The 26,439-nt window shown below is 68.2% G+C and carries 22 protein-coding genes; 18 read left to right on the top strand and 4 right to left on the bottom strand.

The genetic code is table 11. The features are described 5' to 3' along the window. Positions 1-379 precede the first annotated feature (379 nt). Together FJ887_RS09380 and FJ887_RS09375 are read left to right on the top strand one after the other, a co-directional pair. Positions 380-1,615 (top strand): MFS transporter, encoded by a 1,236-nt coding sequence (locus FJ887_RS09380; protein WP_349290540.1) that lies wholly within the window; start codon positions 380-382, stop codon positions 1,613-1,615. Positions 1,616-1,686: 71 nt separating this feature from the next. Continuing rightward, positions 1,687-2,730: an amidohydrolase family protein gene (locus FJ887_RS09375; RefSeq protein WP_249356929.1), complete on the top strand. Its 1,044-nt coding sequence runs from the start codon at positions 1,687-1,689 to the stop codon at positions 2,728-2,730. Here the strand turns inward: FJ887_RS09375 and FJ887_RS09370 are convergent. Continuing rightward, a complete protein-coding gene (locus FJ887_RS09370) occupies positions 2,654-3,493 on the bottom strand; it encodes an IclR family transcriptional regulator (RefSeq protein ID WP_137827061.1) in 840 nt (279 codons plus the stop codon). The two genes, FJ887_RS09375 and FJ887_RS09370, sit on opposite strands and share 77 nt — an antisense overlap. Before the next feature lie 325 nt (positions 3,494-3,818). Between FJ887_RS09370 and FJ887_RS09365 the strand changes: the two genes are divergently transcribed. Further along, the gene (locus tag FJ887_RS09365; protein WP_137827060.1) at positions 3,819-5,612 is read left to right on the top strand and encodes a BCCT family transporter; all 1,794 of its coding nucleotides are present in this window, start codon (positions 3,819-3,821) and stop codon (positions 5,610-5,612) included. Between the two features lie 554 nt (positions 5,613-6,166). Here the strand turns inward: FJ887_RS09365 and FJ887_RS09360 are convergent. Together FJ887_RS09360 and FJ887_RS09355 are read right to left on the bottom strand one after the other, a co-directional pair. Continuing rightward, entirely contained in the window at positions 6,167-7,744 is a 1,578-nt protein-coding gene (locus FJ887_RS09360) for a GMC family oxidoreductase (protein ID WP_140955805.1), read from the bottom strand. Next, on the bottom strand, positions 7,741-9,225 hold the full coding sequence (locus tag FJ887_RS09355) for an aldehyde dehydrogenase family protein (RefSeq protein WP_137826249.1): 1,485 nt from the start codon (positions 9,223-9,225) through the stop codon (positions 7,741-7,743). The genes FJ887_RS09360 and FJ887_RS09355 overlap by 4 nt, the downstream gene beginning before the upstream one ends. A gap of 716 nt (positions 9,226-9,941) precedes the next feature. On the opposite strand from FJ887_RS09355, the gene FJ887_RS09350 reads away from it, so the two are divergent. The 4 genes from FJ887_RS09350 to FJ887_RS09335 are packed head-to-tail and all read left to right on the top strand — an operon-like array spanning position 9,942 to position 13,351. Beyond that, on the top strand, positions 9,942-11,291 hold the full coding sequence (locus FJ887_RS09350) for an MFS transporter (protein ID WP_137826277.1): 1,350 nt from the start codon (positions 9,942-9,944) through the stop codon (positions 11,289-11,291). A 26-nt stretch (positions 11,292-11,317) separates the two neighbouring features. Beyond that, the gene (locus tag FJ887_RS09345) at positions 11,318-12,091 is read left to right on the top strand and encodes an SDR family NAD(P)-dependent oxidoreductase (RefSeq protein WP_137826250.1); all 774 of its coding nucleotides are present in this window, start codon (positions 11,318-11,320) and stop codon (positions 12,089-12,091) included. Next, positions 12,091-12,606 carry an RbsD/FucU domain-containing protein gene (locus FJ887_RS09340; protein WP_171007081.1) on the top strand — a complete coding sequence of 172 codons (516 nt, stop codon included), beginning with the start codon at positions 12,091-12,093 and terminating at the stop codon, positions 12,604-12,606. The genes FJ887_RS09345 and FJ887_RS09340 overlap by 1 nt, the downstream gene beginning before the upstream one ends. Then, complete coding sequence (locus FJ887_RS09335) at positions 12,539-13,351, top strand: IclR family transcriptional regulator (protein ID WP_249356843.1); 813 nt, start codon at positions 12,539-12,541, stop codon at positions 13,349-13,351. Before FJ887_RS09340 ends, FJ887_RS09335 begins: the two co-directional genes overlap by 68 nt. Here the strand turns inward: FJ887_RS09335 and FJ887_RS09330 are convergent. Further along, positions 13,294-14,673, bottom strand: a complete 1,380-nt coding sequence (locus FJ887_RS09330) for a hypothetical protein (protein WP_137826252.1) — start codon at positions 14,671-14,673, stop codon at positions 13,294-13,296. The two genes, FJ887_RS09335 and FJ887_RS09330, sit on opposite strands and share 58 nt — an antisense overlap. Between FJ887_RS09330 and FJ887_RS09325 the strand changes: the two genes are divergently transcribed. From FJ887_RS09325 to FJ887_RS09275, 11 genes are read left to right on the top strand one after another with little or no spacing between them, the layout of a single operon-like run. Then, positions 14,614-15,687, top strand: a complete 1,074-nt coding sequence (locus FJ887_RS09325) for a hypothetical protein (protein ID WP_137826253.1) — start codon at positions 14,614-14,616, stop codon at positions 15,685-15,687. The genes FJ887_RS09330 and FJ887_RS09325 overlap by 60 nt on opposite strands. After that, positions 15,684-16,757, top strand: a complete 1,074-nt coding sequence (locus FJ887_RS09320) for an HAD-IIA family hydrolase (protein WP_137826254.1) — start codon at positions 15,684-15,686, stop codon at positions 16,755-16,757. The genes FJ887_RS09325 and FJ887_RS09320 overlap by 4 nt, the downstream gene beginning before the upstream one ends. Beyond that, the gene (locus FJ887_RS09315; RefSeq protein ID WP_137826255.1) at positions 16,750-16,992 is read left to right on the top strand and encodes a hypothetical protein; all 243 of its coding nucleotides are present in this window, start codon (positions 16,750-16,752) and stop codon (positions 16,990-16,992) included. The genes FJ887_RS09320 and FJ887_RS09315 overlap by 8 nt, the downstream gene beginning before the upstream one ends. Beyond that, positions 16,989-17,792, top strand: a complete 804-nt coding sequence (locus FJ887_RS09310; RefSeq protein ID WP_137826256.1) for a TlyA family RNA methyltransferase — start codon at positions 16,989-16,991, stop codon at positions 17,790-17,792. Before FJ887_RS09315 ends, FJ887_RS09310 begins: the two co-directional genes overlap by 4 nt. Beyond that, positions 17,789-18,730 carry an NAD kinase gene (locus FJ887_RS09305; RefSeq protein WP_171007082.1) on the top strand — a complete coding sequence of 314 codons (942 nt, stop codon included), beginning with the start codon at positions 17,789-17,791 and terminating at the stop codon, positions 18,728-18,730. Before FJ887_RS09310 ends, FJ887_RS09305 begins: the two co-directional genes overlap by 4 nt. Position 18,731: 1 nt before the next feature. After that, on the top strand, positions 18,732-20,435 hold the full coding sequence (recN, locus tag FJ887_RS09300) for a DNA repair protein RecN (RefSeq protein WP_137826257.1): 1,704 nt from the start codon (positions 18,732-18,734) through the stop codon (positions 20,433-20,435). Between the two features lie 15 nt (positions 20,436-20,450). Next, on the top strand, positions 20,451-21,701 hold the full coding sequence (gene steA, locus FJ887_RS09295; RefSeq protein WP_137826258.1) for a putative cytokinetic ring protein SteA: 1,251 nt from the start codon (positions 20,451-20,453) through the stop codon (positions 21,699-21,701). Next, the gene (locus FJ887_RS09290; RefSeq protein ID WP_137826259.1) at positions 21,698-22,648 is read left to right on the top strand and encodes a copper transporter; all 951 of its coding nucleotides are present in this window, start codon (positions 21,698-21,700) and stop codon (positions 22,646-22,648) included. Before steA ends, FJ887_RS09290 begins: the two co-directional genes overlap by 4 nt. 1 nt (position 22,649) lies before the next feature. After that, positions 22,650-23,537 carry a hypothetical protein gene (locus FJ887_RS09285; protein WP_137826260.1) on the top strand — a complete coding sequence of 296 codons (888 nt, stop codon included), beginning with the start codon at positions 22,650-22,652 and terminating at the stop codon, positions 23,535-23,537. Next, positions 23,534-25,276 carry a murein biosynthesis integral membrane protein MurJ gene (gene murJ / locus FJ887_RS09280; RefSeq protein WP_137826261.1) on the top strand — a complete coding sequence of 581 codons (1,743 nt, stop codon included), beginning with the start codon at positions 23,534-23,536 and terminating at the stop codon, positions 25,274-25,276. The genes FJ887_RS09285 and murJ overlap by 4 nt, the downstream gene beginning before the upstream one ends. Beyond that, entirely contained in the window at positions 25,273-26,427 is a 1,155-nt protein-coding gene (locus FJ887_RS09275; protein WP_137826262.1) for a glycosyltransferase family 4 protein, read from the top strand. The genes murJ and FJ887_RS09275 overlap by 4 nt, the downstream gene beginning before the upstream one ends. The last annotated feature ends 12 nt before the right edge of the window (positions 26,428-26,439 follow it).

Raw genomic sequence — 26,439 nt, 5'->3', positions numbered from 1 at the left:
GGTGGTTGTGGGAGAGTAAGTGACTGCCGCAATATTCGTTGATGGTGGGGGCACCCTTTTGGGGGTGCCCCCACTTTCTGCATTCACGCACCGGACCGGGCGTCGAGCCGGCTGGCGTGGTGGTGGGGGACTGGTGAGGTCCCCCTTTTTCTGTATTCACCACCGGATAGGATTTTCACGGTGTGGAATTGATCAACGATTCGCTGTGCCGGCGGTGATCCTCCCCGTAGCGTGCATGGAGCCGCAGAGAGTCTGCGCTGCACACCTCAACGGTGAGGATCGAGAAGAGATCGAAATGAGTACACACCGGAGTCCTGATCAGTCTGCGTCAGCCTCTTCATCGCCAGGTGCCAAAGCCGTGCCGATCATGGCGATCTTCGTGTCATGGACACTGGTCGTCTCCGACGGATACGACCTCATCGTCTTCGGCACCGTCCAGTCCTCGCTCATCGAGAGCACAGGCTGGGGACTGACGAACGCATCGATCGGCACCCTCGGGTCGCTCGCGTTCGTCGGCATGATGCTCGGCGCCCTGTTCGGGGGCCGCCTCGGTGATCGATTCGGTCAGAAACGGACCGTCATCTTCTGCACCATCGTCTTCACCTGCCTCAACGCCCTCTGCGGTGCCGTCGACAGCCCCGTCCTCTTCGGGGTGCTCCGATTCCTCGCCGGCGTCGGCCTCGGCGGTCTGCTGCCGAGTTCGAACGCCCTGGTCGCCGGGCTCGTCGCACCGCGCTGGCGGGCCACCGTCGCGACGATCATGATGTCCGGCGTCCCCGTCGGCGGCATCCTCGCCGCACTCACCGGCCTCATCGTCATCCCCACCCTCGGCTGGCGGTGGATGTTCTTCCTCACCCTCGTCTCCCTCCTCATCATCCCCTTCGCTCTCAAGTACCTGCCCTCCCGCGGGCCCGAGGAAGCCAGCGCCCGCGCCGACCGGGCGAACCGGAGCTCCCTCTTCGCCGGGCCGTATGCGCTCATCTCTGCGCTCTTCGCCATCGCCGCTCTGGCCGTCCTCTTCGTCTGGTTCGGACTCGGCATCTGGCTGCCGCGGCTTCTCGAGACGCAGGGCTACGACCTCGGATCGGCGCTGACCTTCGCCCTCACCCTCAACATCGGCGCGGTCATCGGTTCGATCCTCACCGCCTGGGCGGGCACCCGGTACGGAGCTCTGGCTGCGGCGGCCGTCGCCACCGCACTGACCGGGCTTGCCATGGTCGCGATGATCTCCGACCAGCTGCCCATCGTCGTCACCTACCTGCTGCTCATCGTCGCCGGCATCGGCACGCACGGGTCGCTGTGTCTGATCATCGGCGCCATCAACAACACGTATCCCGCTGCGATCCGCGGGACGGCACTCGGCTGGGCACTCGGGATGGGCCGCCTCGGTGCGGTTCTCGCCCCGCAGGCCGGCGGGCTGCTCATCGGCACCGCGGCCGGTGTCGCCGCGGTCTATGGCGTCTTCGCCGGGGGAGCGATCTTCGCTGCGGTCGTCATGGGGGTGCTCATCCTCGTCATCCGGCGAGCGGCGCTCTCCGTGCCAGAAGACACCGCCGCTCTCGCCGGCGCGAGCAACGCCGCCGTGACCACTCCGAACACCGCCCACACGCCCTGATGCCACGCGCATCGGCCAGCAGCATCACATCACCGAACCACATGTCATTGCAGAGGAGCACTGAGACCACCATGAAGAAGATCGCCCTCGAAGAGCACTTCGGCGCCACCGACCCCAACATCGTCGAACAGTCCGCCGAACACTTCACCCCCGACGCCTGGCCGGAGAGGCGCGCCGCGCTGCTCGACATCCATGAGACGCGCCTGCAGAAGATGGACGAACTCGGCATCGAGAAGGTCATCCTCTCCCTCCTCGCTCCGGGCATCCAATCGCTTCACCAGCGCACCGAGGCTGTCGACTGGGCACGCCGGCTCAACGACTACGCGGCCGACCAGGTCGCGGTCAACCCCGAGCGCTTCGCCTCGTTCGCCGCCCTCCCTATGCAGGATCCCGACGCCGCGACAGAGGAGCTCACCCGCGCGGTCAGCGACCTCGGCCTCGTCGGGGCCCTCATCAACGGCTTCTCCCAGGTCGACGACGAGAACACGGTCGTCTACCTCGACGACCCGCGCTACGCGGACTTCTGGTCGACGGTCGCCGAGCTCGATGTCCCGATCTACCTCCACCCCCGCGACCCGCTCGTCTCGAAGAGCCCGCAGTACGACGGGCACCCCTGGCTCTACGGCTCCTCATGGGCGTTCTCCGTCGAGACCGGCACGCACGCCCTGCGGCTCATGGGCTCGGGCCTCTTCGACCGGCACCCGGGCATCAGCATCATCATCGGCCACCTCGGCGAGCTGCTGCCCTACAACATCTGGCGCACCGACCATCGTCTCGCCGTCGCCCCGCGCGGTCTCGACGTCGAGCACTCCTTCGGGCACTACTTGCGCAACAACTTCTACCTCACGACGAGCGGGAACTTCCGCACGCCGGCCCTCCTCAACGCGATCCAGGAGGTCGGCGCCGACCGGATCATGTTCTCGGCCGACTACCCGTTCGAGTCGATGGAGGAGGCCGCCGTGTGGTTCGACGACGTCGAACTCAACGACCGCGACAAGGCGAAGATCGCCGCCGGCAATGCGCAGCGTCTGTTCGGTTTCAGCTCTGGCGACCGCCCGGACGATCCCCAGGACGGGCAGAGCGCCGCTCGATCTCCGCAGCGCATCGGGCGATAGCCTCCCGGACCCGCGCCGATGAGAGCGTGGCCGCCCTGACCTCCGGGGCGGCCACACTCAGGGCCACCGGCGCGACACTGTCGCAACCGCGCAGGGCGAGCCCGATCGCGTCGACTCCGCGTTCGGTGAAGCCGGACACCTGGGCGAAGCCGTCGAAGCGGATCCGCTCCATCATCCGCATGAAATCCGCCGCTGTCGGAAAGAGGTCGCGGACGGGGGAGGACCGGTCGATCTGCTCGGTGAAGAACACCCGGACGAGCCATTCGTCGGGCAGCTGCGCGAGGAGCGCGAGTCCGCCCGCCGTCGTCGCGGCGGGAAGCACGGCGTTCTCCCGGCTGCCGACGTGCGGTTCGGTCGCCCCCGCGTAGGAGATGACGACCCGCACGCTGCTGCCGGTCCTCACCATGAGGTTGGCCGTCTCACCGGTCTCCTCGACCAGGCGCCGCAACGGCCGACGAGCCCGCTGCTGAAGGTCGAAGAGTTCGTCTGAGACGTTGAGCGGTGCCGTCACCGCCGTCCCGACCGTGTAGCGGCGGTCATCGAGCTGAGTGGCGAAATCACGATAGACGAGCATCTGGAGCACCCGGTGGCACGTCGACGGCGACAGCTCGGCCCGCGCGCTGATCTCCTGGAGGGGCAGGGGAGCGGAATCCCGCAGGATCCGGAGCACCAGGAGTGCGCGGTCGATCGACTGGATGAACGTGCTCGGCAGTGCCCGGAGGTCGAGGTTCTCCATGATCGTCATCCCGTCGCCGGCCCGCATCAGTGCACTACAACCCTATGCCGCCGCGGTGGCGAGACCAAGAGCCGATGACGTCTCGATTGAGAGGCCGGTGAGATGAATTCTCGCCGAGGCGGTCGCCCGTTTTGCGGTCGAGGTGACTCGTGGTCGGGGCGGGGTTGGGGGTGAACTCGGGAAGAATTCGTGACGATCTCAGGGACTTCGCCGAACCGCCCCGATGGCGTCGAACTCGCGGATCGAGGGCCGCCACCTGGGCGTTCTTGATCGGATTGTGACAAGTGAGTTTGTTGTCAATATCGTGATCTTCGGTAACGTGGGCAGGAGCGACCAACGGAAGGTACTGCGCATGCTCACGCGAATGCACGATGCCCTCAGGCTGCGGACGAACCCGGCCATCTTCTTCTCCTCGGCGGCGGTGATCATCCTCTTCGTCGTCGGAACGATCGTCTTCACCGACGCCCTCGACACCGGTGTCTCGGCTGCCTCGGACTGGCTGCTGACGAACTTCGGCTGGTTCTACATCGTCGGCGTCACGGTGTTCCTCGTCTTCCTCATCTACATTGCGGCCTCCCGCTACGGTCGGGTCAAACTCGGTCCCGACGACGAACCGCCCGAGCATTCCAACGGTGCCTGGTTCGCGATGCTCTTCGCCGCGGGAATCGGCTCCATCCTCATGTTCTGGGGTGTCGCGGAACCGGTCAGCCACCTCGGCGATCCACCACGGGCGAGCACCGGGATCGAACCGGGCACGGTCGAGGCCGCGGCCGACGCGATGAACTTCACGTACTACCATTTCACGCTCCACACGTGGACGATCTTCACGCTGCCGGCGCTGTGCTTCGCGTACTTCATCCACAAGCGCAACCTGCCGCCACGGGTGAGCTCGATCTTCCAGCCCATCCTCGGTGAGCGGATCCACGGGCCGATCGGGAAGACGATCGACGTCATCGCCATCATCGGCACCGTCTTCGGTGTCGCGGTGTCGATCGGGCTGGGCACGCTGCAGATCAACGGCGGGCTCGCCCAGGTCCTCGGGATCCCCGAGAACGCGCTGTGGCAGCTCATCATCATCGGCGTCGTCTGCGGGCTGGCGACGATCTCCGTCTCGCTCGGACTCGACAAGGGCATCAAGGTGCTCTCGAACATCAACATCGTCGTCGCGGTCCTGCTCCTCGTCTTCATCATCGTCTTCGGTCCGACCCTGTTCATGGCCCGCGGGATCTTCGAGTCGGTGGGCACCTACATCCAGCAGCTGCCCGAGCTCGCGCTGTGGAACGACACGTTCGCCGACACGGGCTGGCAGAAGACGTGGACCGTCTTCTACTGGGCATGGACGATCACGTGGTCGCCGTTCGTCGGGATCTTCATCGCCCGGATCTCCCGCGGTCGCACGATCCGCCAGTTCGTCATCGGCGTTCTCGCCATCCCCTCGGCGTTCTCGGTCCTGTGGTTCGGCGTCTTCGGCTACGCGTCCTTCGACATCGAGTTCAATCAAGGCGGCGGCCTCGTCGACCGCGTCGTCAACCAGGGCGACATTCCGGGCGCGCTGTTCGCGTTCCTCGAGCACTACCCGCTGGCGATTCCCGTGTCGATCGTCGCGATCCTCCTCGTCGTCATCTTCTTCGTCACCTCGGTCGACTCCGCGGCGCTCGTCGTCGACACGATGAACAACGGGCACGAGGACTTCAACCCGCTCCCGCAGAGGATCTTCTGGGCGCTCGCGATCGCCGTCGTCACGGCGACACTGCTCGTGTTCTCCGGATCGGGCGGGCTCGAGGCGCTCCAATCGACGATCATCCTCATCGGCCTGCCGTTCTTCGTCATCGCGTACTTCCAGATCTACGCCCTGATGAGAGCGCTGCGCGAGGACGCCGGCGCGTTGCCGCGGGTGCGCATGCGCCGCTGGAAGAAGGTCCTCCCACCCGAGGAGGTCGAACGCCGCGAGGACGACTCCGACGAGTTCAGCAGCGAATACGACGATTCGGTCGAGACCGTCATCGCCCCCGAGGCCGTCGAACCCGCCCCGGAGTTCCGCGACCCCTACGTCGACGAGCCGAAATCGAAGTCCAAGACCAAGCCCAAACGGCAGAGCACTTTGGCCAGCCGGACCGGCAGTCGGTCGCCGACGAACGTGGACTGACGGCGTTCGGTCGCGGGCCGGACTGACGGCGCTCGGTCGCGGGCCGGACTGACGGCGCTCGGTCGCGGGCCGCTCGGGCGTGGGCCGGATAGCCGGCGGCCGGCCGATGGGGTGCGCGGACGGGTTCGCCCGGCGCAAAGCCGTTCGGGCTCACCCCAGTTTCGGGGGCTCAGGTCCTGAAGTGAGCCCCCGAAACTGGGGTGAGCCCGAGTCCCCGGGCGCGGGGCGTCTGGGCCGTCCGCGCTACGCGAAGGGTCGTCCGAACCGGCGCAGTGCGAAAGCCCCGGCCGAACACCGCGAAAGCCCCGGCCGAACACCGCGAAGGGCCGGCCGCCCACCTCAAAAGGTGTGCGACCGGCCCTAGTGCGCGAGAAGCATTGTGCGCTGGGAGTCAGGGGTCCGTCAGATCCGGAGACCCGCCTCGGCGATCATCCGTGCCCCGCCAAACACAACCCGGACTCATCTGAGACCTGCTCGACTATCCCGGACGACGGCCGCCACCCGACGAATCGATGGCCCCCACCCGACGAATCGGCTGCCCCCAACCCGACGGGTCACTGACCGTTCTTGATCATCTCCGCGAGCTTCTCGCCCATCATCATCACGGTGATGTTCGGGTTGACGGTGGTGATCTCGGGCATCGCCGAGGCGTCGACGACGCGCAGGCGGTTGACGCCCTTGACGCGCAGCTGCGGGTCAAGCGGTGCGGAGTCGTCGTCGGCGGCACCCATCTTCACCGTGCCCACCGGGTGGTAGACGGTGTTGTGGGTGCGGACGATGTAGTCCTCGAGCTCCTCGTCGGTCTGCGCCTCGGTGCCGGGGAACAGCTCTCGGCCCGCCCAGTCCTTCATCGCGTCCTGGGAGACGATCTCGCGGGCCTTGCGGATGCCGGCGATCATCACGCGCATGTCATGGCCGTCGGGATCGGTGAAGTAGCGCGGGTCGACGAGGGGCTTGTCGCGGAAGTCGCACGACCGCAGACGCACCGTGCCGCGCGAGCGCGCGTGCGTGACGTTCGGCGTCAGGCAGAACGTGTTCTCCGCGGTCGGGTAGCCCTGCCGGACCGTGTGCATGTCGAACGGCACCGACCCGTAGTGCATCATGAGGTCGGGACGATCGAGTCCGTCCTCGGTGGGGGAGAAGATGCCGATCTCCCACCACTGGGTCGAGTCCTCGACCATCGGCTGCTTGGCCTCCCAGCTGATGACGCCCTCGGGGTGGTCCTGGAGGTTCTCCCCGACTCCCGGCGCATCGACGCGGGCCTCGATCCCCACCTCGGCGAGGTGGTCCTTCGGCCCGATGCCCGAGAGCATGAGCAGCTGCGGGGTGTTGATCGCACCGGCGGAGACGATGACCTCCTTCGTCGCCTCGATCCGGTGGGTCTTGCCGAAGGCGTTGTTGACGACGAGGACGGCGACGGCGTTGCCCGCGTCGTCGAACTCGATCTCCTTGGCCTGGGTGTCGGTGAGGATCGTGAGGTTCTCACGGTCGAGGATCGGGTGGAGGTAGGACACTGAGGAGGACGACCGGGTGCCGTCATCCTTGCGGTTGACCTGGAAGAAGTTCGCCCCGTTGATGACGGTCTCGCCCTCGTTGAACTGGACGCGGGGGATGCCCGCCTCTTCGCACGCCTCGAGGAGGGCGATGCCGCACGGATCGACGGGCGGGACATTCATCAGGCGCACGGGACCGTCGTGGCCGTGATGGTCACCGGGCAGCTCGTTGTTCTCGAGCTTCTTGTAGAGCCCGAAGGTGTCGGCCGAACCCCAGCCGGTGGCGCCGTGCTTCGACTCCCACTCGTCGAGGTCCTCCTTCGGTGCCCAGAAGGCGATGCACGAGTTGTGCGAGGAGCAGCCGCCGAGGACCTTCGCGCGGGCATGGCGCATGAACGAGTTGCCGTGCTCCTGCTTCTCAATCGGGTAGTCCCAGTCGAAGCCGGACTCGAGCAGCTCCATCCACCGGTTGAGGCGGAGGATGACGTCTTCGTCGACGTCGGTGGGACCCGCCTCGAGGAGGCCGACGGTGACGTTCGGGTCCTCGCTCAGGCGAGCGGCAACGGCAGCGCCGGCCGATCCGCCGCCGACGACGACATAGTCAAAGCTGTGCGTGGTATCCACGTGGTCTCTCCTCATTCGCTTTCGGTGTGGACGGGGAACCAGCCGGTCACGGCGGGCTCGAGGTTGTGGTAGATGTGCTTGGCCTCCTGGTATTCGGCCATGCCGGTCGGGCCCAGCTCACGGCCGAAGCCGGACTGCTTGAATCCGCCCCACTCGGCCTGCGGCAGGTAGGGGTGGAAGTCGTTGATCCAGATCGTGCCGTGGCGCAGCTTCGCCGCGACCTCCTGGCACTTGCCGGCATCCTGCGTCCACACGGCACCCGCGAGACCGTAGATCGTGTCATTGGCGGTCTCGACCGCCTCGTCGACGGACGAGAACGTCTCGACGGTGACGACGGGTCCGAAGGCCTCATCGGAGACGACCGACATTCCGCGTTCGACGTTGTCGAGGACCGTCGGCAGGTAGTAGTAGCCGTTCTCGAGGTCGCCCTCGCCCCACTTGCCGCCGCAGCGCACACGGGCGCCCTCGGCGACTCCCTTCTCCACGTACTTCGTCACCTTGTCGCGGTGCGCGGCGGAGATGAGCGGGCCGGTCTCGGCGTCGGGATCGAACGGGCCGCCGAGGCGGATCTGCGAGGCGCGTTCGACGAGCTTGTCGACGAACTCCTCGGCGATCGAATCCTCGACGATGAGGCGGGCACCGGCGGAGCAGACCTGGCCCGAGTGAACGAACGCGCCGTTGAGGGCGTTGTCGAGGGCGGCATCGAGGTCGGCGTCGGCGAAGACGACGTTGGGGTTCTTGCCGCCGAGTTCGAGCGCGACCTTCTTCACCGTCGCCGCGGCGTTGGCCGCGAGCAGTCGACCGGTGACAAGTCCGCCGGTGAACGAGACCATGTCGACGTCCTCACTCGTCGACAGGGGCGCACCGGCATCGGCTCCGGCGCCGAGGATGAGGTTGCCGACACCGGCCGGCAGTCCGAGCTCCTCCATGACCTGCATCGTCATGATCGCCGTGTGCGGGGTGAGCTCGGCGGGCTTGAGGACGAAGGTGTTTCCGGCGGCCAGACACGGCGCGATCTTCCACGCCGCCTGGAGCAGCGGGTAGTTCCACGGGGTGATGAGCGCGCACACGCCGACCGGTTCGTAGGAGATGCGGCTGACGACAGAGTCGGCACCGGCGTCGACGATGCGGCCTGCATCATTGGCGGCGAGCTTGCCGAAGTAGTCGAAGCAGTTCGCGATGTCGTCCATGTCGATGCGCGACTCGACGATCCGCTTGCCGGTGTCGAGTGACTCGGCGACGGCGAACTCCTCTTTGCGCTCCCGCAGGGCGGCGGCGAAGCGCAGCAGGAAGTCGCCGCGTTCGCTGGCGGGCACGCTCGACCACACGCCGGAGTCGAAGGCGCGGCGGGCCGCGGCGATCGCGAGCTCCGTGTCGGCCGGGCTGGCTTCGTCGACGACGGCCACGAGGCTGTCATCGGCAGGATTGTGGATCTCCCGGGTCCTGCCGTCCTGGGCCGAGACCCACTGTCCATCGATGAAGAGTGTATTGGGCACGATGTCTCCTGTTCCTGATTCGAATCCGTGGGCTGTGATCAGCGGTGCCGACGACCTGCGGCGATGTGGGCAGAGGCTGTGAGTCGGTGTCCTCGCGTCATTGTCCTGTGTCCCCGTCGGGTCTTGTGTACTTGCCGGCGGTCACTCCGACCGGCCCGAAGGGGGAGATGGTGGATCGCGAACGGTTTCCCGCAGGGGTGGATTCGGGCGCCCCGAGTCCGGCCGCCTGCATAAGCGTCTCGCGATGGCGAGAGTGATGTGAAACCGTGTGCAGGCTCTCAGCTGTCGGTGTGCCTGCGGCCATGAATACCCCACTGTCTGCATGCGCATGGGTGGATGCCCCGGAATCGGGGCGCACTGATCGGTTCGCGAGAGAGTCTAACAGAGCAGACGTCCCGTACCACCTGGTAGGTCTGGGAGTCTCACGGTCGCTTTCGGTGAACGGAGAACGGCATTCCGGCCTGTCATGACGTGTTCGCGACCACAGGGTGTCGCGGCGGAAAGCGGATCGGTACCCGGACAAGCTCATGGCCAGCACTTTGAGAAAGAGTGCATATATTGCACTGAAGGTGCAAACAATGTACCGTCGGGATGTCGTTGATTCGTTTATCCCGAGTGGGTCCGCGAGCCGACGCACAACCGAGCGGACACCGCAGTCCGTTCCCAGTGCTTTGCAGTTTCAAGGCATTGCCGCGATATTGCGCCGAAGGAGTCTCATGTCGTCTGCCACCGTCACCCCTGAATCCCCGCTCGCCAGTGCACTGCGCAAGGCGCGATGGCGGATCCTCCCATTGGTCTGCATCCTGTACTTCATCGCCTACCTCGATCGGAACAACGTCGGTTTCGCTCGTGAGGAGATGAGCGAATCGCTCAACCTCAGCGCCTCTGCGTTCGGCCTCGCCGCCGGCCTCTTCTTCATCGGGTACACGATCTTCGAGATCCCCAGCAACGCCGGGATGCATCGGTTCGGTGCGCGGCGCTGGATCGCCCGCATCCTCATTCCCTGGGGGCTGCTTGCGATGGGCACGGCATTCGTCGTCGACGACGTGTCGTTCTCGATCGTGAGGTTGCTCCTCGGGATTGCTGAGGCGGGCTTCTTTCCCGCGGTCGTGTTCTATCTGACCCTGTGGTTTCCCGTTCGACAGCGCGCCGCGATCCTCGGTGTCTTCGTCCTTGCCCAACCGATCGCGAACATGCTTGGAGCACCGATCAGTGGTCTCCTGCTGCAGATGCACGGCATCGCTGGGCTGCACGGTTGGCAGTGGATGTTTCTCGTCGAAGGGTTCCCCGCCGTCATCTTCGGCCTCATCGTGCCCTTTGTCATGACCGATCATCCCGCCGCAGCGAGGTGGCTGACCGACGTGGAGAAGGCGGCTCTGGAGAGGACCATCGCCGAGGACGCCGTACGGATCGCCTCCACTGGAGCGTCGTTCTCCGTGGCCCTGAGAAGTCCGCTGGCTTGGGGATACGCGCTGCTCAATTTCGGAATGGTGCTCGGCATCTACGGACTTGCATTCTGGCTCCCATCGATCGTCTCCGAACTCGGCGACTTCGCACCACTACAGCGCGGCCTCGTCGTCGCTGTTCCCTACGCGGCAGGAGCGTCCTTCGTGCTGTGGTGGAGTGGCCGCGCCGATCGCACGGGCAAGCGTGCCCTCCACGTCGCTGTCAGCCTCGGGACGGCCGCTTTGGGCCTCGTAGTTGCCGGCTTCAGTCTGGCCTTTTCCCCGATTTTGGCAATAGCCGCGCTATGCGTCGTGTCGATAGGCGTCTACACGGCCATCGGGCCGATGCTCTCAATGTCGGCGAGTCTCTTCGTCGGTCCTGCCGCAGCAGCTGGCATCGCGCTCGTCGGATCGGTGGGAAATATTGCCGGTTTCGTCTCACCGGTCGTTGTCGGATGGCTCATCGATGCGACGGGTTCGACGCAGGCCGGAGTGCTGTTCCTCGCCTCGGCCCTCGGAGCCACGGCGATCGCCACAGTTGTCTTCGCCGGGCGCCGACCTGAGGGGAACACGGAGTTGGCCTTCCGCATCTCGCAGTCCACAAGTTCACACAGCGTCTGATTGGCGCGATCCAGAAAGGGACCTCCATGAACACACCCTCCAACGCGAACTATGAACTCGCCGGAAAACTTGCACTCGTCACAGGAGGCGGGGTCGGCATCGGTGCCTCGATCGCAGAGTCGCTCGCAGCTCGCGGCGCTCGCGTCGCCGTCACCTATCGCTCCCACCGTCCGGACGATGAGGCCCTTGCACGCCTCATCAGTATCGACGGGCAGGAACCGGTGGCGGTCGCCGCCGATCTCACCGTCGAGGCCGAAGTTGCCAACCTCGGTGCACAGATCGAAAGCATCGGTGGGGTGGACATACTCGTCAATAACGCTGGCGGGCTCATCCAACGGTCGACCATCGCCGAGATGTCCTATGAGCTCTTCCGCCGAGTCCAAGTGCTCAACGTCGACTCGACCTTTCTCGTGACGAAGCGAATGTTGCCGCTGATGGGAGCGGGAGGACGAATCATCACCGTGGCGTCTCTCGCCGGGCGCAGTGGTGGGCACGCCGGTGCCACCGCATATGCCACTTCGAAGGCAGCATTGTTCGGTTTCACCCGCGGTCTCGCCTCCGAGGTCGCCGAGCGCGGAATCACCGTCAATGCGGTGGCACCGGGCTTCATCGAAGCGACGCCGTTCCACGACACGTTCACTTCCCCGGAATCGAAGAGTTCGACCGTGGCAGGCATTCCGGTCGGGCGCGCAGGTGTGCCGGCCGACGTCGCCCATACGGTGGCATGGTTGGCGTCTCCGTCATCTTCCTTCGTCACCGGAGCGATCGTCGACGTCAACGGCGGACAGTTCTTCAGCTGATGTTGCGAACACCGATCATCCACCCTGAGATTCTGTCATCGCTCGCTCGGCTGGGTCATGGATCCCTCGTCCTCGTGACCGACGCACATTTCGCCGTGGCAACTTCGACGAACCCAAGAGCGGTCGTGGTCCATACCGCTATCGTTCCGGACACGCCGCTCACCCCAGACGTCGCAGGCTGCCTTGCGCGGACTATCGCCATCGAATCCGTCACGACCATGATCGCCCCCACCGACGAGCTCGCCGCCGTGGGGAGCCAAATCGCCAGGGCCGTCGGCAATGTCACGCACGATCGTGTGGAGCGCGACGACTTCAAAGCCCTCACCCGGTCGGAGGATTTAGGGTTGTGTGTGGTGACGGGCGACACCCGCCGCTTCGCGAACGCACTGCTGCGCATCGGGGTGACTCGGCTCCTATCGGGTCCGCCGGGCCAGCGCCCTGAGAGAAATGGACAACGAGAACATGAGCTCTACGGTGTTTCGCGCAGTGCAGATCCTGGAGCTGTGCAGCGCTGAGCCGCAGACCGCGGCCGAAATCGCCGCCAGCCTCGGAGTGCACCGCACGACGGCATTGCGAACCCTGTTGACGCTGCAGGAAGCCGGACTCATCAGACAGACCGAACCCGGCAAGTTCGGCACCGGATTCCGTCTCGCGGCTCTGGCGAAGTCTGCGATGGCTCACTTTGATCTGCGCGGCCTCGCCCATCCCCACCTGCAGCAGCTGAGCACCCTACTGGGTCTCACTGTGCAGTTCGCGGTGCCCGACGGCAGTCGCATCAGGTATGTCGACAAGATCGAGCCACGGGATTCAATTGTTCTCAACACGGAGATCGGTGGTGAGGTAGTCGTGAGTACCGCCGGCGTCGCGAAGGCAATCCTCGCGTTCCTTCCGAGTTCACGTCGTCATGAGATTCTCTCGCGGGCAGAGTTCCCTGCCTACACTGAGCGATCGATCACACACCGTGAGGACTACGAACGCGTACTGACGGGAGTTCAGGAGCGCGGCTGGTCTTACGACGACGGTGAGTACGACGACTTGTCGAATTGCATCGCAGCTCCCGTCTTCGACCACGGAGGGGACGTAGCCGGGGCCGTGTCCATCACCGCCTTCCGCACCCGCCTCGACCTTGCGGCACTTGAGAAGAGCCTTCCCGAGCTTGTGGAGACGACCAGTGCGATCAGTCACGACCTCGGGTGGCGTGATCAGGCGTCCAGCCCCGAACAGAGCCACCGGGAACACGGCGAATCGAGCGGCCCGTGATGTGTATTTGTCTCCAGATCTCTGCGGGGAGGCAACAGATGTTGGCCTTTCCTCGCCGATGCCGCCACCGGTCGTGGACTAGAATGGATCGGAATCATTGAAAAGTCTTTATAGGGAGAATCGTGGCCCAAGGGGATTCGCGAGACAGCCAGCACAACCGCCGCTCGGGCGACGACAATCGCGGAGGCAGTCGCAATCGTCGACAGGACTCCCCGTCGTCGCGAGGAGCCCGCGGGCCACGTCAGTCCGATCGCAGAGATGACCGCCGAGGCGGCTACCAGGGTCAACGCCGTGACGACGATCGTCGCGGGGGTTACCAGGGCAATCGCCGGGATGACGATCGCCGAGGTGGTTTCGGCGGAGGTCGTTCCAACGACGGCGATCGCCGAGGTGGCTACCAAGGAAATCGCCGAAATGACGATGACCGCCGGGGCGGATACCGGGGCGACCGCCGTGACGACGATCGTCAGGGCGGATTCCGTGGCGGCCGATCCAACGATGGTGACCGCCGAGGTGGATACCAGGGCAATCGCCGGGATGACGACCGTCGCGGCGGCTACCAAGGAAATCGCCGGAACGACGATGACCGTCGAGGTGGCTACCAGGGCAATCGTCGAAATGACGATGACCGTCGAGGTGGTTTCGGCGGAGGTCGTTCCAACGATGGTGACCGCCGCGGCGGCTACCAGGGCAACCGTCGGAATGACGATGATCGCCGAGGTGATTTCGGCGGAGGTCGTTCCAACGATGGTGACCGCCGGGGCGGCTACCAGGGCAACCGCCGTGACGACGATCGTCAGGGTGGATTCCGTGGCGGCCGTTCCAACGATGGTGACCGCCGCGGCGGATACCGGGGCGACCGCCGCGATGACGATCGTCGGGGTGGGTACCAGGGCAACCGCCGTGACGACGATCGCCGAGGTGGCTACCGCGGTGACCGCCGCGAGGACGACCGCCGCGGTTCCTACCACGGTGACCGCCGCAACGACCGCGGCGGACACGGCCGCAACTCGAACGATCGCCGCGCCTCCCGCGCCACCGACACCGGCGACTACGCACGCGAACAGCGCGCCCGCCGCCCCCGCGTCGACGAACCCGAGATTCCCGAAGGCATCACCGGCCAGGAACTCGACAAGGAGATCCGCGGTCAGCTGCGCTCGCTCGACAAGGAGAACGCGGAGACTGTTGCCAAGCACCTCGTCGCCACCGGCGCGTTCCTCGACACCGATCCCGAACGCGCTTACGAACACGCGAAAGCGGCCATGGCTCGCGCCGGCCGGGTCGGCCTCGTCCGCGAAGCCCTCGGCATCGCGGCCTACCACGTCGAGAAGTACGACGAAGCCGTCCGCGAACTGCGCACACACCGCCGCATCTCCGGGTCCAACGAGAACATCGCACTGATCGCCGACGCCGAACGCGGCCGCGGCAAGCCGGAGAAGGCCCTCGAGCTCCTCGACTGGGCCAAGGACGCCGACCTCGACAACGACACCCGCACGGAACTCGTCATCGTCGCCGCCGGCGCGAAGTCCGACCAGGGCGACCTCGCCGCTGCCCGCCGACTCATCGAGGCAGAGGACTTCACCCAGCGACCGACGGGCGCCCTCGTGCGCCTCATGGCCGCCTACGCCGACGTCCTCCGTCTCCACGGCGAGACCGAACTCGCCGATAAGTACGAGGAGCTCTCCCGCCGCACGGCCAAGGCCACGGGAACGCTCTTCGGCGACGAGGAGCCCGACCCGAACTTCGGCGTCGAGATCGAGACCATCGAAGAGATCCCCGACGAGGAGCTCGCCGAGGCGGACGGCGACACCGCCGCGGACGCGGAGTCCGAGACCGCCGCCGATGCGGAGTCCGAGACCGGCGAGTCTGACATCGAATCCGGCGAGTCTGACAGAAGCTCCGACTCCGGTGAGTCCGCGACCGAGTCCCAGGAGACAGAGACCGACGAGTCCCAGGAGACAGAGACCGACGAGTCCCAGACCCAATCGACCGACGCTGAAGGCACTGAGCCGACGCCAGCCGCCGAGGCGGCCCCGAAGTCGAAGACCCATGTGTCGGAGAAGGAACTGAAGAAGGTCAAGGTCTCCGACGACGAGATCGAAGCCGAACTCGACGAGATCCTCGCCGACGCCGAAGCGGACAGTGCCGACGTCGACGCCGACAACGAAGCCGCTGCCGACGCTGAATCCGACAGCGCTGACGCAGACTCCGACAGCGCTGACGCAGACAGCGAAAGTGCAGAGTCCGTCTCAACCGGTACTGACTCAACCGGCACCGAAGCAGCCGACGCTGCCGACGAATCCCAGGGATCGGATTCGGCGAACGGAGACCGGTGACCCCGGCGACCGACGTCACCGGTGCGACCGACGTCACCGGTGCGACTGACGTCGCCGGTGAGGTCGGCGCCCCCGCGGGGACGCCGATCGACGGCGTCCTCTTCGACCTCGACGGCGTCGTCTACCACGGCCCCGACGCCATCCCGGGTGCCGTCGCCGGCATCGCCGACCTGCACGAACGCGGCATCCCCGTCGGCTACGTGACGAACAATGCCACCCGCACCGCCGAGGTCGTCGCCGACCACATCTCCGCTCTCGGCATACCGACCGCGACCGCGGAGGTCATCACCTCGGCGCAGGTCCTCGCGGCACGGCTGTCCGAGGAATTCGGCCCCGGCGCGCCCATCCTCCTCGTCGGCACCACCGGCCTGCGAGAGGCCCTCGAGTCCGAGGGCCTCGACATCGTCGGGTCACTCGACGACTCACCCGTCGCCCTGGCCCAGGGACTCGACCCCCACATCGACTACGCGGGCATCGTGCGCGCCGCCGAAGCGATCACAGCCGGACTCGACTGGTGGGCGACCAACCCCGACTTCTCGATGGTCGGCCCCGCGAGCCGAGTCCCCGGCAACGGCGCGTTCGTCGACATGCTCGCGCGGCTGACCGGCCGGACGCCGCACATCGTCGGCAAACCCTCACCGGACGTCATGACGCATGCGGGCCACCGCCTCGGCGCGCTGCGGCCCCTCATGGTCGGCGATCGCCTCGACACGGACATCGAAGGCGGAAACCGGGCAGGCTTCGACTCCGCACTCGTCCTCACCGGCGTCCACGACCTCCACGATGCGCTCGCCGCCGACCCGATCCGCCGGCCCGCGTTCGTGCTGCCGACGCTCGCCGACCTGCCGCGTGTCCTCGACGCCGCCGCGCCAGAACGCGCCGACGCGCCCGACTCGGGCGCCCAGGCCGCAGACGGGGGAGTGCGGATCGTCGACGGGAAGCTCCAGCTCGCCGAGGCAGCGCTGACCTCTCCGGAGGCGATCGAATCCGCACTGCGCCTCGCATGGGCAGCCATCGACTCCGGTGAGAGGATTGCGCCGGGGAACCTGCCGAGGAGGATCGATGACTGACGCCGAGCACACGACGCCGCCGGAGCCGCCCACGCCACGAGCTCCGACGCCGACCCCGACACCCGGCGCACCGACTCCGACATCGCCACCCACCCCGTGCACCGTCAACAAGGACGTGCCGACCGAAGCGTGGCGCGCGAACCTCACCGAGACCGCCGAGGCCCCGGCAGCGGACCGTCACGCCCGCATCTCCGACCTCCTCGACGACCTCGAGGGTCAGGTGGGCTCCCTGTGAGCCGACTCGACCGCGAACTCGTCGCCCGCGGTCTCCTCGCCTCCCGCTCCCGCGCGGCGCGGGAGATCGCCGCCGGCCGGGTGAGCGTCAACGGCATCACCGTGACGAAACCCGCCGCCGAGGTGGCCGCGACCGACACGCTCACCGTGAACGACCCCGACCCGTGGGTCGCCCGCAGCGCCCACAAACTCCTCGGCGCCCTCGACGACTTCGGCATCGACCGCCTCGACGGCATCCGCGCCCTCGACGCGGGAGCCTCGACCGGCGGGTTCACCCAGGTCCTCCTCAGCAGGGGTGCCGCCGAGGTGTGGGCCGTCGACGTCGGCCACGACCAGCTCGCCCCGACCCTCCGGACCGACCCGCGGGTCCACGTCCGCGAAGGCCTCAATCTCCGTGACCTCGCCGAGGCAGACGTCCCCGGCGTCGACCTCGTCGTCGCCGACGTCTCCTTCATCTCCCTGCGCCTCCTCCTCGAGCCGCTGCTGCGCACCGTCCGCCCCGGCGGCGAGCTCCTCCTCATGGTCAAACCCCAGTTCGAACTCGCCCGGTCCGTCCTCGACAAGCACGGCGTCGTCACCCGCACAGCCGACCGGCGCCGCGCACTCGACTCCGTCCTCACCGCGCTCACCGCCACCGGCGCACACGTCACCGGCATCGCCGCCTCGGCGCTTCCCGGTCCCAGCGGAAACCGCGAGTACTTCCTGCGTGTTCGACCCGAATCGAGTGCACCCCAGTCCGCTAGGCTCGACGAGGCGGCCATCACCGTCCGCCTCGATGAGATCATGGAAGGAGAGTCGTGAGCCGCTACATCATGGTGCTGCTCCACCCCCAGCGCGAGGACTCCGCCGTCGCCGCCGTCCAGGTGTGGAAGGCCCTCCTCGACGCCGGCATCACCCCCGTCGTCCTCGACGAGGAGATCCTCGTCATCGCCTCCCGCAGCTCCTATCCCGCGGTCCACCAGGAGCTCCTCTCCCGCTGCGTCATCATCAACGCCAGCGACCTGCCCGAATGGCGCGCGAAGTGCGAACTCGTCATCGTCCTCGGCGGTGACGGCACGATCCTGCGCGCAGCCGAGCGCTTCCACGGCTCCGGCGTCCCCCTCATGGGCATCAACCTGGGCCACGTCGGATTCCTCGCCGAAAGCGAGAAGGAGGACCTCGACGAGGCGGTCCACCGTGCCGCAGCCCGTGACTACCTCGTCGAGGAGCGTCTCGCCCTCGACGTCGCCGTGTGGCACGAGGGCGAGATCATCTACGAGGCATGGGCCCTCAACGAGGTGACCGTGGAGAAGACCTCGAAGGCGCGGATGATCGACGTCGTCCTCGGCGTCGACTCCCGACCTGTGTCCTCCTTCGGCTGCGACGGCGTCATCCTCGCCACCCCGACCGGTTCGACCGCGTACTCGTTCTCCGCCGGCGGACCGATCGTGTGGCCCGACGTCGAAGCCCTCCTCCTCGTCCCCATCTCCGCCCACGCCCTCTTCACCGAACCGCTCGTCGTCAACCCCAACTCCCGCCTCGGCGTCGAGATCACCCCGTCCAATCCCGACTTCGCCGCCGTCCTCTGGAGCGACGGGCGCCGCGGTCTCGAACTGCCCGCCGGCTCCCGCGTCGAGGCGAAGCGCTCGGAATCCCCGATCAAGCTCGCCCGCCTCCACACCGGACCGTTCACCGACCGTCTCGTCGCGAAGTTCCGCCTGCCCGTCTCCGGTTGGCGGGGACCGATCGAAGGAGGCTGACGTGATCTCCGAACTGCGCATCACCCACCTCGGCGTCATCGCCGAAGCCGAGGTCGAACTCGCCCCCGGCTTCACCGTCGTCACCGGTGAGACCGGTGCCGGCAAGACGATGTTCGTCTCCGCCCTCAGCCTCCTCATGGGGGAGAAGGTCGGCTCAGGGGTGGTCCGGAAGGGCGCGGACAAGGCCGAGGTCGAAGGCATCTTCACCGAGGTCCCCGCCCCCGTCCAGGTCCGCATCGAGGAGGCCGGCGGCAGCGCTGACGACGACGCGATCATCTCCCGCACCGTCGCCTCCAAGGGCCGGGCCCGGGCGACCGCGGGCGGACGGACCGTGCCGATCTCCGTCCTCTCCGAGATCGCCGACGACCTCATCACCCTCCACGGCCAGTCCGAGCAGCTGCGGCTCAAGGGTGCAGGTGCCCAACGCCGGCTCCTCGACGCAGCCGGTGGCGCTGAGCTCGCCGAGGCGGCCGCCGCCTACGCAACCGCGTACGAGACCTGGCGCGAGACCGTCGCCCGGGTCGCGCGGATCAAGGACTCGACCGCGGCCCGGCGCGAGCGCATCCTCTGGCTGCGCGGCTGCCTCGACGCGATCGACGCCGTGCGCCCCGTGCCCGGCGAGGACGAGGCGCTGACGGCGCTCGCGGCGAAGCTCGGGGCCGCAGCGGACATCACCCGTGCCGTCGGCACCGCCCACGACCTCCTGCTCGGCTCCGAGCTCGAGGAGACCGGGGCCGCCGTCGACCGCGTCCACGAGGCGATCAGCAGCCTCGGCGACGTCGAGGGCACCGACCCGGAGCTCGCCCGGATCCGCGAGGGCCTCTCCGACACCGTGCTGCGCCTCTCCGACGCCGCGGCGGAACTGAGCTCGTACCTCTCCGGCTTCGATGAGCTGGGGGAGACCTCGCTGGAAGAGACCGAGGCCCGCCGCGCCGAACTCGGCTCGCTCGCCCCCTACGGCGAGACGGTCACCGAGGTCCTCGACTTCGAGACCCGGGCGGCCGCTGAACTCACCGAACTCGAAGCCGAGGACGCCGACCTCGACCACCTCGACGCCGAACTCGCCGCCGCCGAAGCCGCGATGCGGGAGAAGGGTCTGGCCCTGCGGGCCCTGCGCGAAGCGACTGCTGTGACGTTCTCGGCTGCGGTGAGCCGCGAGCTCACCGCTCTGTCGATGCCGAAGGCCGCCGTGGCCTTCGAGATCTCCGAACGGGAACCGACGACCCACGGCATGGACGACATCCGCCTCACCTTCGCCCCGCACGACTCCTCGCCCGGCGACGACATCGGCAAGGTCGCCTCCGGCGGTGAGCTCTCCCGCGTCATGCTCGCCATCGAAGTCGTCCGCGCCGCCGAGGACGGGGTGCCGACGTACGTCTTCGACGAGGTCGACGCCGGCGTCGGCGGCAAGGCGGCCGTCGAGATCGGCCGGCGCCTGGCCGCCCTCGCCCGGCACGCCCAGGTCATCGTCGTCACCCACCTCCCGCAGGTCGCGGCGTGGGCGGACACGCACGTGACGATCGTCAAGGACGATGACGCGGAGACCGTTCGCTCCGGGGTCCGCGAACTCACCGAGGACGAACGTGTGATCGAACTCTCGCGGATGCTCGCGGGCATGGAGGACTCCGCCTCGGCGAAAGCCCACGCCGCCGAGCTCCTCGACTCCGCCCGGCAGGTCAAAGCCGGTGCGCCGACGCCTTCGTGAGAGAATGGGCGAACCATGAAAGCGCGCAGAACGAGGGAGACCCCCACCGTCCCGACCCGATCGGACCCGGCACCGGCGAAACTCGACCGCCGGACGAAGGACCTCACGAAGCGCCTGACCGCCGGTGACATCGCGGTCATCAAGCACTCCGACATCGACCGCGTCTCCGCCGAAGCCCTCGTCGCGTGCCGTCCCGTCGCCGTCATCAACGCCGACAAGTCGATCTCCGGACGCTACCCGAACCTCGGCCCCGGGATCATCGTCGACGCCGGCATCCCGCTCATCGACGCCACGGGTGCGGAGATCTTCGACGCGATCACCGAAGGCGATGAGATCAGCATCGACGGCGGCACCGTCTACCTCGACGGCAAGGAGGTCGCCGCGGGCGTCGCGCAGACCCCGGAGACGATCGCCGAGGACATGCACGAGGCCGAAGCCGGCATGAACTCCGTGCTCGTCGACTTCGTCGACAACACGATCGAGTACATCCGCAAGGACTCCGACCTCCTCTCCGCCGAACTCGTCGTCCCCGAGGTCCGCACCGACTTCGACGGTCGGCACGCCCTCATCGTCGTCCGCGGCTACCACTACAAAGAAGACCTCGCGATCCTCGCCCCCTACATCCGCGAATACCGGCCCCTGCTCATCGGCGTCGACGGCGGTGCCGACGCGATCCTCGAAGCCGGGTACAAACCCGACATGATCGTCGGCGACATGGACTCCGTGTCCGACTCCGCGCTGACCTCGGGCGCGGAGATCGTCGTCCACGCCTACCGCGACGGCCATTCCCCGGGCACCGAGCGCGTCAAGGCCCTCGGCGTCGACTGCGTCGCCTTCGCCGCCTCCGGCACGAGCGAGGACATCGCGATGCTGCTCGCCGACGACAAGGGGGCCGACCTCATCGTCGCCGTCGGCACCCACGACACGCTCATGGAGTTCCTCGACAAGGGCCGCAAGGGCATGGCCTCGACGTTCCTCACCCGCCTGCGCGTCGGGTCGAAGCTCATCGACGCCAAGGGCGTCTCCCTGCTCTACCGCCAGCGCATCTCGAGCCTCCAGCTCACCGTCCTCATCATCGCCGGCCTCGTCGCCCTCGGCGTCGCGATGGCCGCCACCGCGGCCGGTCAGACCTTCCTCGGTCTCATCGCCGCGCAGCTCGACGGCGTCTTCGGCTGGATCGGCTCCCTCTTCGGCGGCGACCCCACCGCTGCGACAGAATCATCCGGTGCCCTGCGCGCCGGACTCGAATCAAGGATTGCCTCGTGATCGACTTCCGCTACCATCTCGTCTCCCTCGTCTCGGTGTTCCTCGCCCTCGCCGTCGGCATCGTCCTCGGCGCCGGCCCCCTCAAGGAGCCCATCGGGGAGTCACTGCAGAGCCAGGTCGACGCCCTGCGCACCGACCGCGACGACCTGCGCACCCAGCTCGAGGCCGCCGGCGGCAACATCGAGAAGCAGAACGAGTTCGTCTCCGCCGCCGCCCCCGAACTCATCGGCGGCACCCTCAACGACACGCAGATCACCGTCATCACCGGCCCCGAGGCGAACGCCGAGCAGGTCGAACAGGTGACCAACCGGATCCAGGAGGCCGGCGGTCAGATCGCCGGTGACGTCGCGTTCGTCGACGACACGCTCACCGTCGACGGCTCCGGTGACTTCCTCACCACCCTGCGCGGCATCGTCCCGGGCCTGCCCGCCGACGATGCGACCGCGCTGCGCTCGGCGCTCGTCATCGCCCTCACCGGCCGGGCGTCGATGATCACCGAAGGACAGGAGCGCGACGACGCCGAGGCGAAGGCCACGGAGCTCTACAACGCCTTCGTCGACGCCGGCCGGCTGCGCACCGACACCGACCACCGCACGACCGAGCTCTTCGTCATCGTCGACGACGAGAACTCCCAGCTCGCCGACGAGACGCAGCCGAGTCCCGAGGCGACCGGCGACAAGGCCACCCGCGAAGTCATCACCGACTTCGTCAACGCCCTGACCGCTGAATCGAAGGCCGTCGTCGTCGCCGGTGACGCCGGCTCCGCCCAGAACGGGCTCGTCAACGTCCTGCGGACCGAGAAGTCCCGGGCCTCGACCGTCGACGGCCTCGGCCTCGGCGCCGGACCCATCATCACCGTCCGCGCGATCGCGGCGGCCAACAACGGCACCCACGGCCACTGGGGCTTCGCCTCGGACGCCGAAGCGGTCCTGCCCGGAAAGGTCTGACATGATCCGCACGATCGTCTCCTCCGCCGTCGCCGGACTCCTCGGGTACGGCGTGACGAAGGCCCTGCTGTCCTCCCCGCTGCGCAGCCACCCGCGCGTCGTCCGCACCAACCACGCCGGTGAGGACGTCACCCTCCTCGAAGGCCCCGCCGTGGCCTCGGGACTGCTCGCCGGCAGCGTTCTCATCTCCGACCCCCGCCAGCGGGCGGCGACCCTGCTCGCGACCGCCGCCTCCGGCGCCCTCGGCGCCGTCGACGACTTCCTCGAATCCGGCAGCTCGAAGGGCCTGCGCGGTCACCTCAGCGCTCTCGCCCGCGGGGAGGTGACGACCGGGGCGATCAAGGTCACCGGCATCCCGGTGGCCGCGATCATCGCCGCGGCCATCCTCGGCCCCGACGCCCACCGCCGCCAGGGCGTCCTCACTGCGGCCCTGCCGCAGTGGGCGCAGCCGAAGCACGAGCGCTCGTGGGTCGCTGCGACCGTCGACACCGTCGTCACCGGGGGAGTCATCGCCGGGTCGGCGAACCTCTTCAACCTCCTCGACCTCCGTCCGGGACGCGCGCTCAAAGCCGGCCTCCTCGTGGCGGGACTGATGCCGCACCGCCGCGGGGTCACGTGGGTCCCGACCGCCGTCGTCACCGGCACGACCGCCGCGGCCTGGCCCGACGACCTCGGCGGGGCCGCGATGCTCGGCGACACCGGTGCCAACGCCCTCGGCGCTGCCCTCGGCACGACGGTCGCGGCGAACTCGACGGCCCGTCAGCGCGCGGTCGTCCTCGGCGTGCTCGTCGGCCTCACCCTGCTCAGCGAGAAGGTCTCGTTCACGTCGATCATCGAATCCACCCCCGGACTGCGGGAGATCGACGCCTTCGGGCGTGAGGTGAAGTGAACAGGCTCGTCCGGCTCTTCGCCTCGGCGGCGCTGCTCGTCTCGATCATCACCCTGATCACCCGGCTCGTCGGGTTCCTCCGCTGGCTCGTCTTCTCCAACTCGGTCGGCGCCGGCACCGTCGGCACCGCCTACCAGACGGCCAACCAGGTGCCGAACATCCTCTTCGAGGTCGTCGCCGGCGGCGCTCTGGCCGGCGCGGTCATCCCCCTGCTCGCCGTGCCCCTGGCCCGGGCGGACAGGGAGACGGCGAGCCGGATCGCCTCGGCGCTGCTGACCTGGGCGGTGAGCGTGACACTGCCGCTGACGCTCCTCGTCGCCGTCTTCGCCCAGCCGATCGCCGCCCTGCTCATCCCGCCCGGCGATCACGGCGCCGGCACCCAGCAGACGGCGACAGCGGTCTTCCTCCTCATGTTCGCCCCGCAGCTCGTCCTCTACGGCATCGGCGCCGTGCTCACCGGCGTCCTCCAGGCGCACCGGAAGTTCCTCTGGCCCGCCTTCGCCCCGCTCCTCTCCAGCCTCGTCGTCATCGGCTCCTACATCACCTACGCCGGTGTCGGCGGCACGGACGCGACGTGGCAGACCCACATCGGGTGGCTCGGCTGGGGGACGACGGCCGGAGTCGCCGCCCTCGCGCTGCCGCTGGCCCTGCCGATGCGCTCGACCGGTCTGCGGATCCGCCCGACGTGGACGTTCCCGCCCGGTGTCGCCCGGCGCGCCCTGCGCCTGGCCGGCGCCGGGATGGCCACCCTGCTCGCCCAGCAGGGCGCCGTCCTCGTCACAATGTTCCTGTCCAACCGCTCCGGCGGCACCGGCACGTTCGTCCTCTTCAACTACATCAACGCCGTCTACCTCCTGCCCTACGCGGTCCTCGCGATCCCCGTCGTCACGGTGATGTTCCCGACGATCTCGACCTGGGTGGGCCGCGCCGGCGACCCCGCGGCCACCGCCGGTGACCGGGAAGCCGCCCGGACCCGCCTGCACTCGCTCACGGCGACCACCTCGGCGGTCATCATCACCATCGGACTGCTCGGGACCGTCATCCTCATGAGCGCGGCCGGACCGCTCGAGTACTTCTTCACCGCGATCGACGCCGTCGGCGGCGAGGACTCCGCCCCGTTCTCCGCGATGAGCGCAGCGATCGTCGTCATGGCCCTCGCCGTGCCCGGCTGGTCGTTCATCGCGTGGGGCTCGCGGATCTTCTACGCCCTCGAACGCTCCCGCCACGCCGCGGTGGCGACGACGATCGGCTGGGTCCTCGTCATCGTCGGCATGATCGCCGCGATCGCCGTGACGAACGCGCAGGGCAACCCGGACCGCACCCTCGTTGCGATCTGCCTCGGCTACGTCCTCGGCATGACCGCCGCCGCCGTGTCCCTGCTCATCTCGATCCGCCGCGTCCTCGGCCCCGGCGGACTGACCGGAGTGCTGCGCCGCAGCCTCCTCTCCCTCGTCGCGGCCGGCATCGCCTCGGTCATCGGCACGCTCGCCGCCCGCTGGCTCGCCGGTCTGCTCGGCACCATGGCAGCCCCCTCGGTCGTCGTCGGCATCCTCGCCGCCCTCATCGGGTGCCTCGTCTTCGGACTCATCGTCCTCCTCGACCGCAGCTACCTCGCCGAGGTGCGCGGCCTGCTGGCCTCCCGCCGCACCACCGCGCCCACGCCTCCGGTGACCGGTCCGCCCGCGGGCACCGACCACGTCCCAGGAGCCTCACCGACCCCGAACGAGGAGAACCCATGAGGATCGTCTACGTCATCGGCACCTCGACCGGAGGAGTCGGCACCCACGTGCGGGCACTCGCCCGCGACGTCGCCGCCGCCGGTCACGAGGTCGGCGTCGTCGGCCCGGCCGCCACCGACGCGCAGTTCGGGTTCTCCGCGCTGCCGGGGGTGCGCTTCGCTGCCCTCGACGTCGGCACCGGGGTCGGTCTCCGCGACACCGGACTCGTCACCGAACTGCGCCGGATCCTCCGCCGCTTCGGTCCCGACGTCGTCCACGCGCACGGCTTCCGCGCCGGCCTGCTCGCCCACCTCGCCACCCGCTTGCTGCGCCCCCGCCCGCGCTTCATCGTCAGCCTCCACAACCAGGCCGCGGGCACGGGAGTGCGCGGCCGCATCGAAACCGGGATCCAGCGGCTGCTCGCCCGCGGCGCCGACGTCACCCTCGCCGCGAGCACCGACCTCGTCATCCGCGCCCACGACCTCGGCGCCCGCGACGCCCGGTTCGCCCCGGCCGCCGCACCGCCGGTGCGCGAGATCAGCACCGCCGAGGCGACCGCGACCCGGCAGGCGCTGGCCGCCGAGTACGGGTTCCCCGCTGACGCCGTCATCGTCCTCGCCGTCGGACGCGTCGCCCCGCAGAAGAACTACGGCATGCTCGTCCGCGCTCTCGCGCGGCTGGGAGAGCATTCACACGACCTCGTCGTCCTCGTCGCCGGCGCCGCCGATGAGACCGAGCTCGCCGAGATCCGCGCACAGTACGCGACTGCGGCGGCCGCCTCGGCGCTGCCCGCCCTCCATTTCCTCGGACCCCGCGACGACATCGCCGAGCTCATCGCCGCCGCCGACATCTCCGTCCTCACGAGCCGCTGGGAGGCCCGCGCGCTCGTCCTCCAGGAGGCGATGCTCTCCGGGCAGGCGATCATCGCGACATCCACCGGGGGGACACCGGAGCTCGTCGGCGACGCCGGGATCCTCATCGCCTCCGACGACGATGCGGCCCTGGCCGAGGCGATCGGAGACCTCGCGACCGACCCCGGCCGGCGCGCCGAGCTCGGGGCCCGGGCGCGGGCGCGGGGAGCCGAACTCCCCGACGAGGCCGCGGTCGCCGCAGAGATCCTGGCCGTCTACGCTGAAGCGCCCGTCGTCCCAGGTAGGCTTGAGGGCAACTGAGAAGAAAGAGGA

It is taken from the genome of Brevibacterium sp. XM4083, assembly GCF_006489205.2.
GTDB lineage: Bacteria > Actinomycetota > Actinomycetes > Actinomycetales > Brevibacteriaceae > Brevibacterium.
The sequence above is the reverse complement of the archived record's forward strand: the minus strand, read 5'-3'. Positions and strand labels throughout refer to the sequence as shown.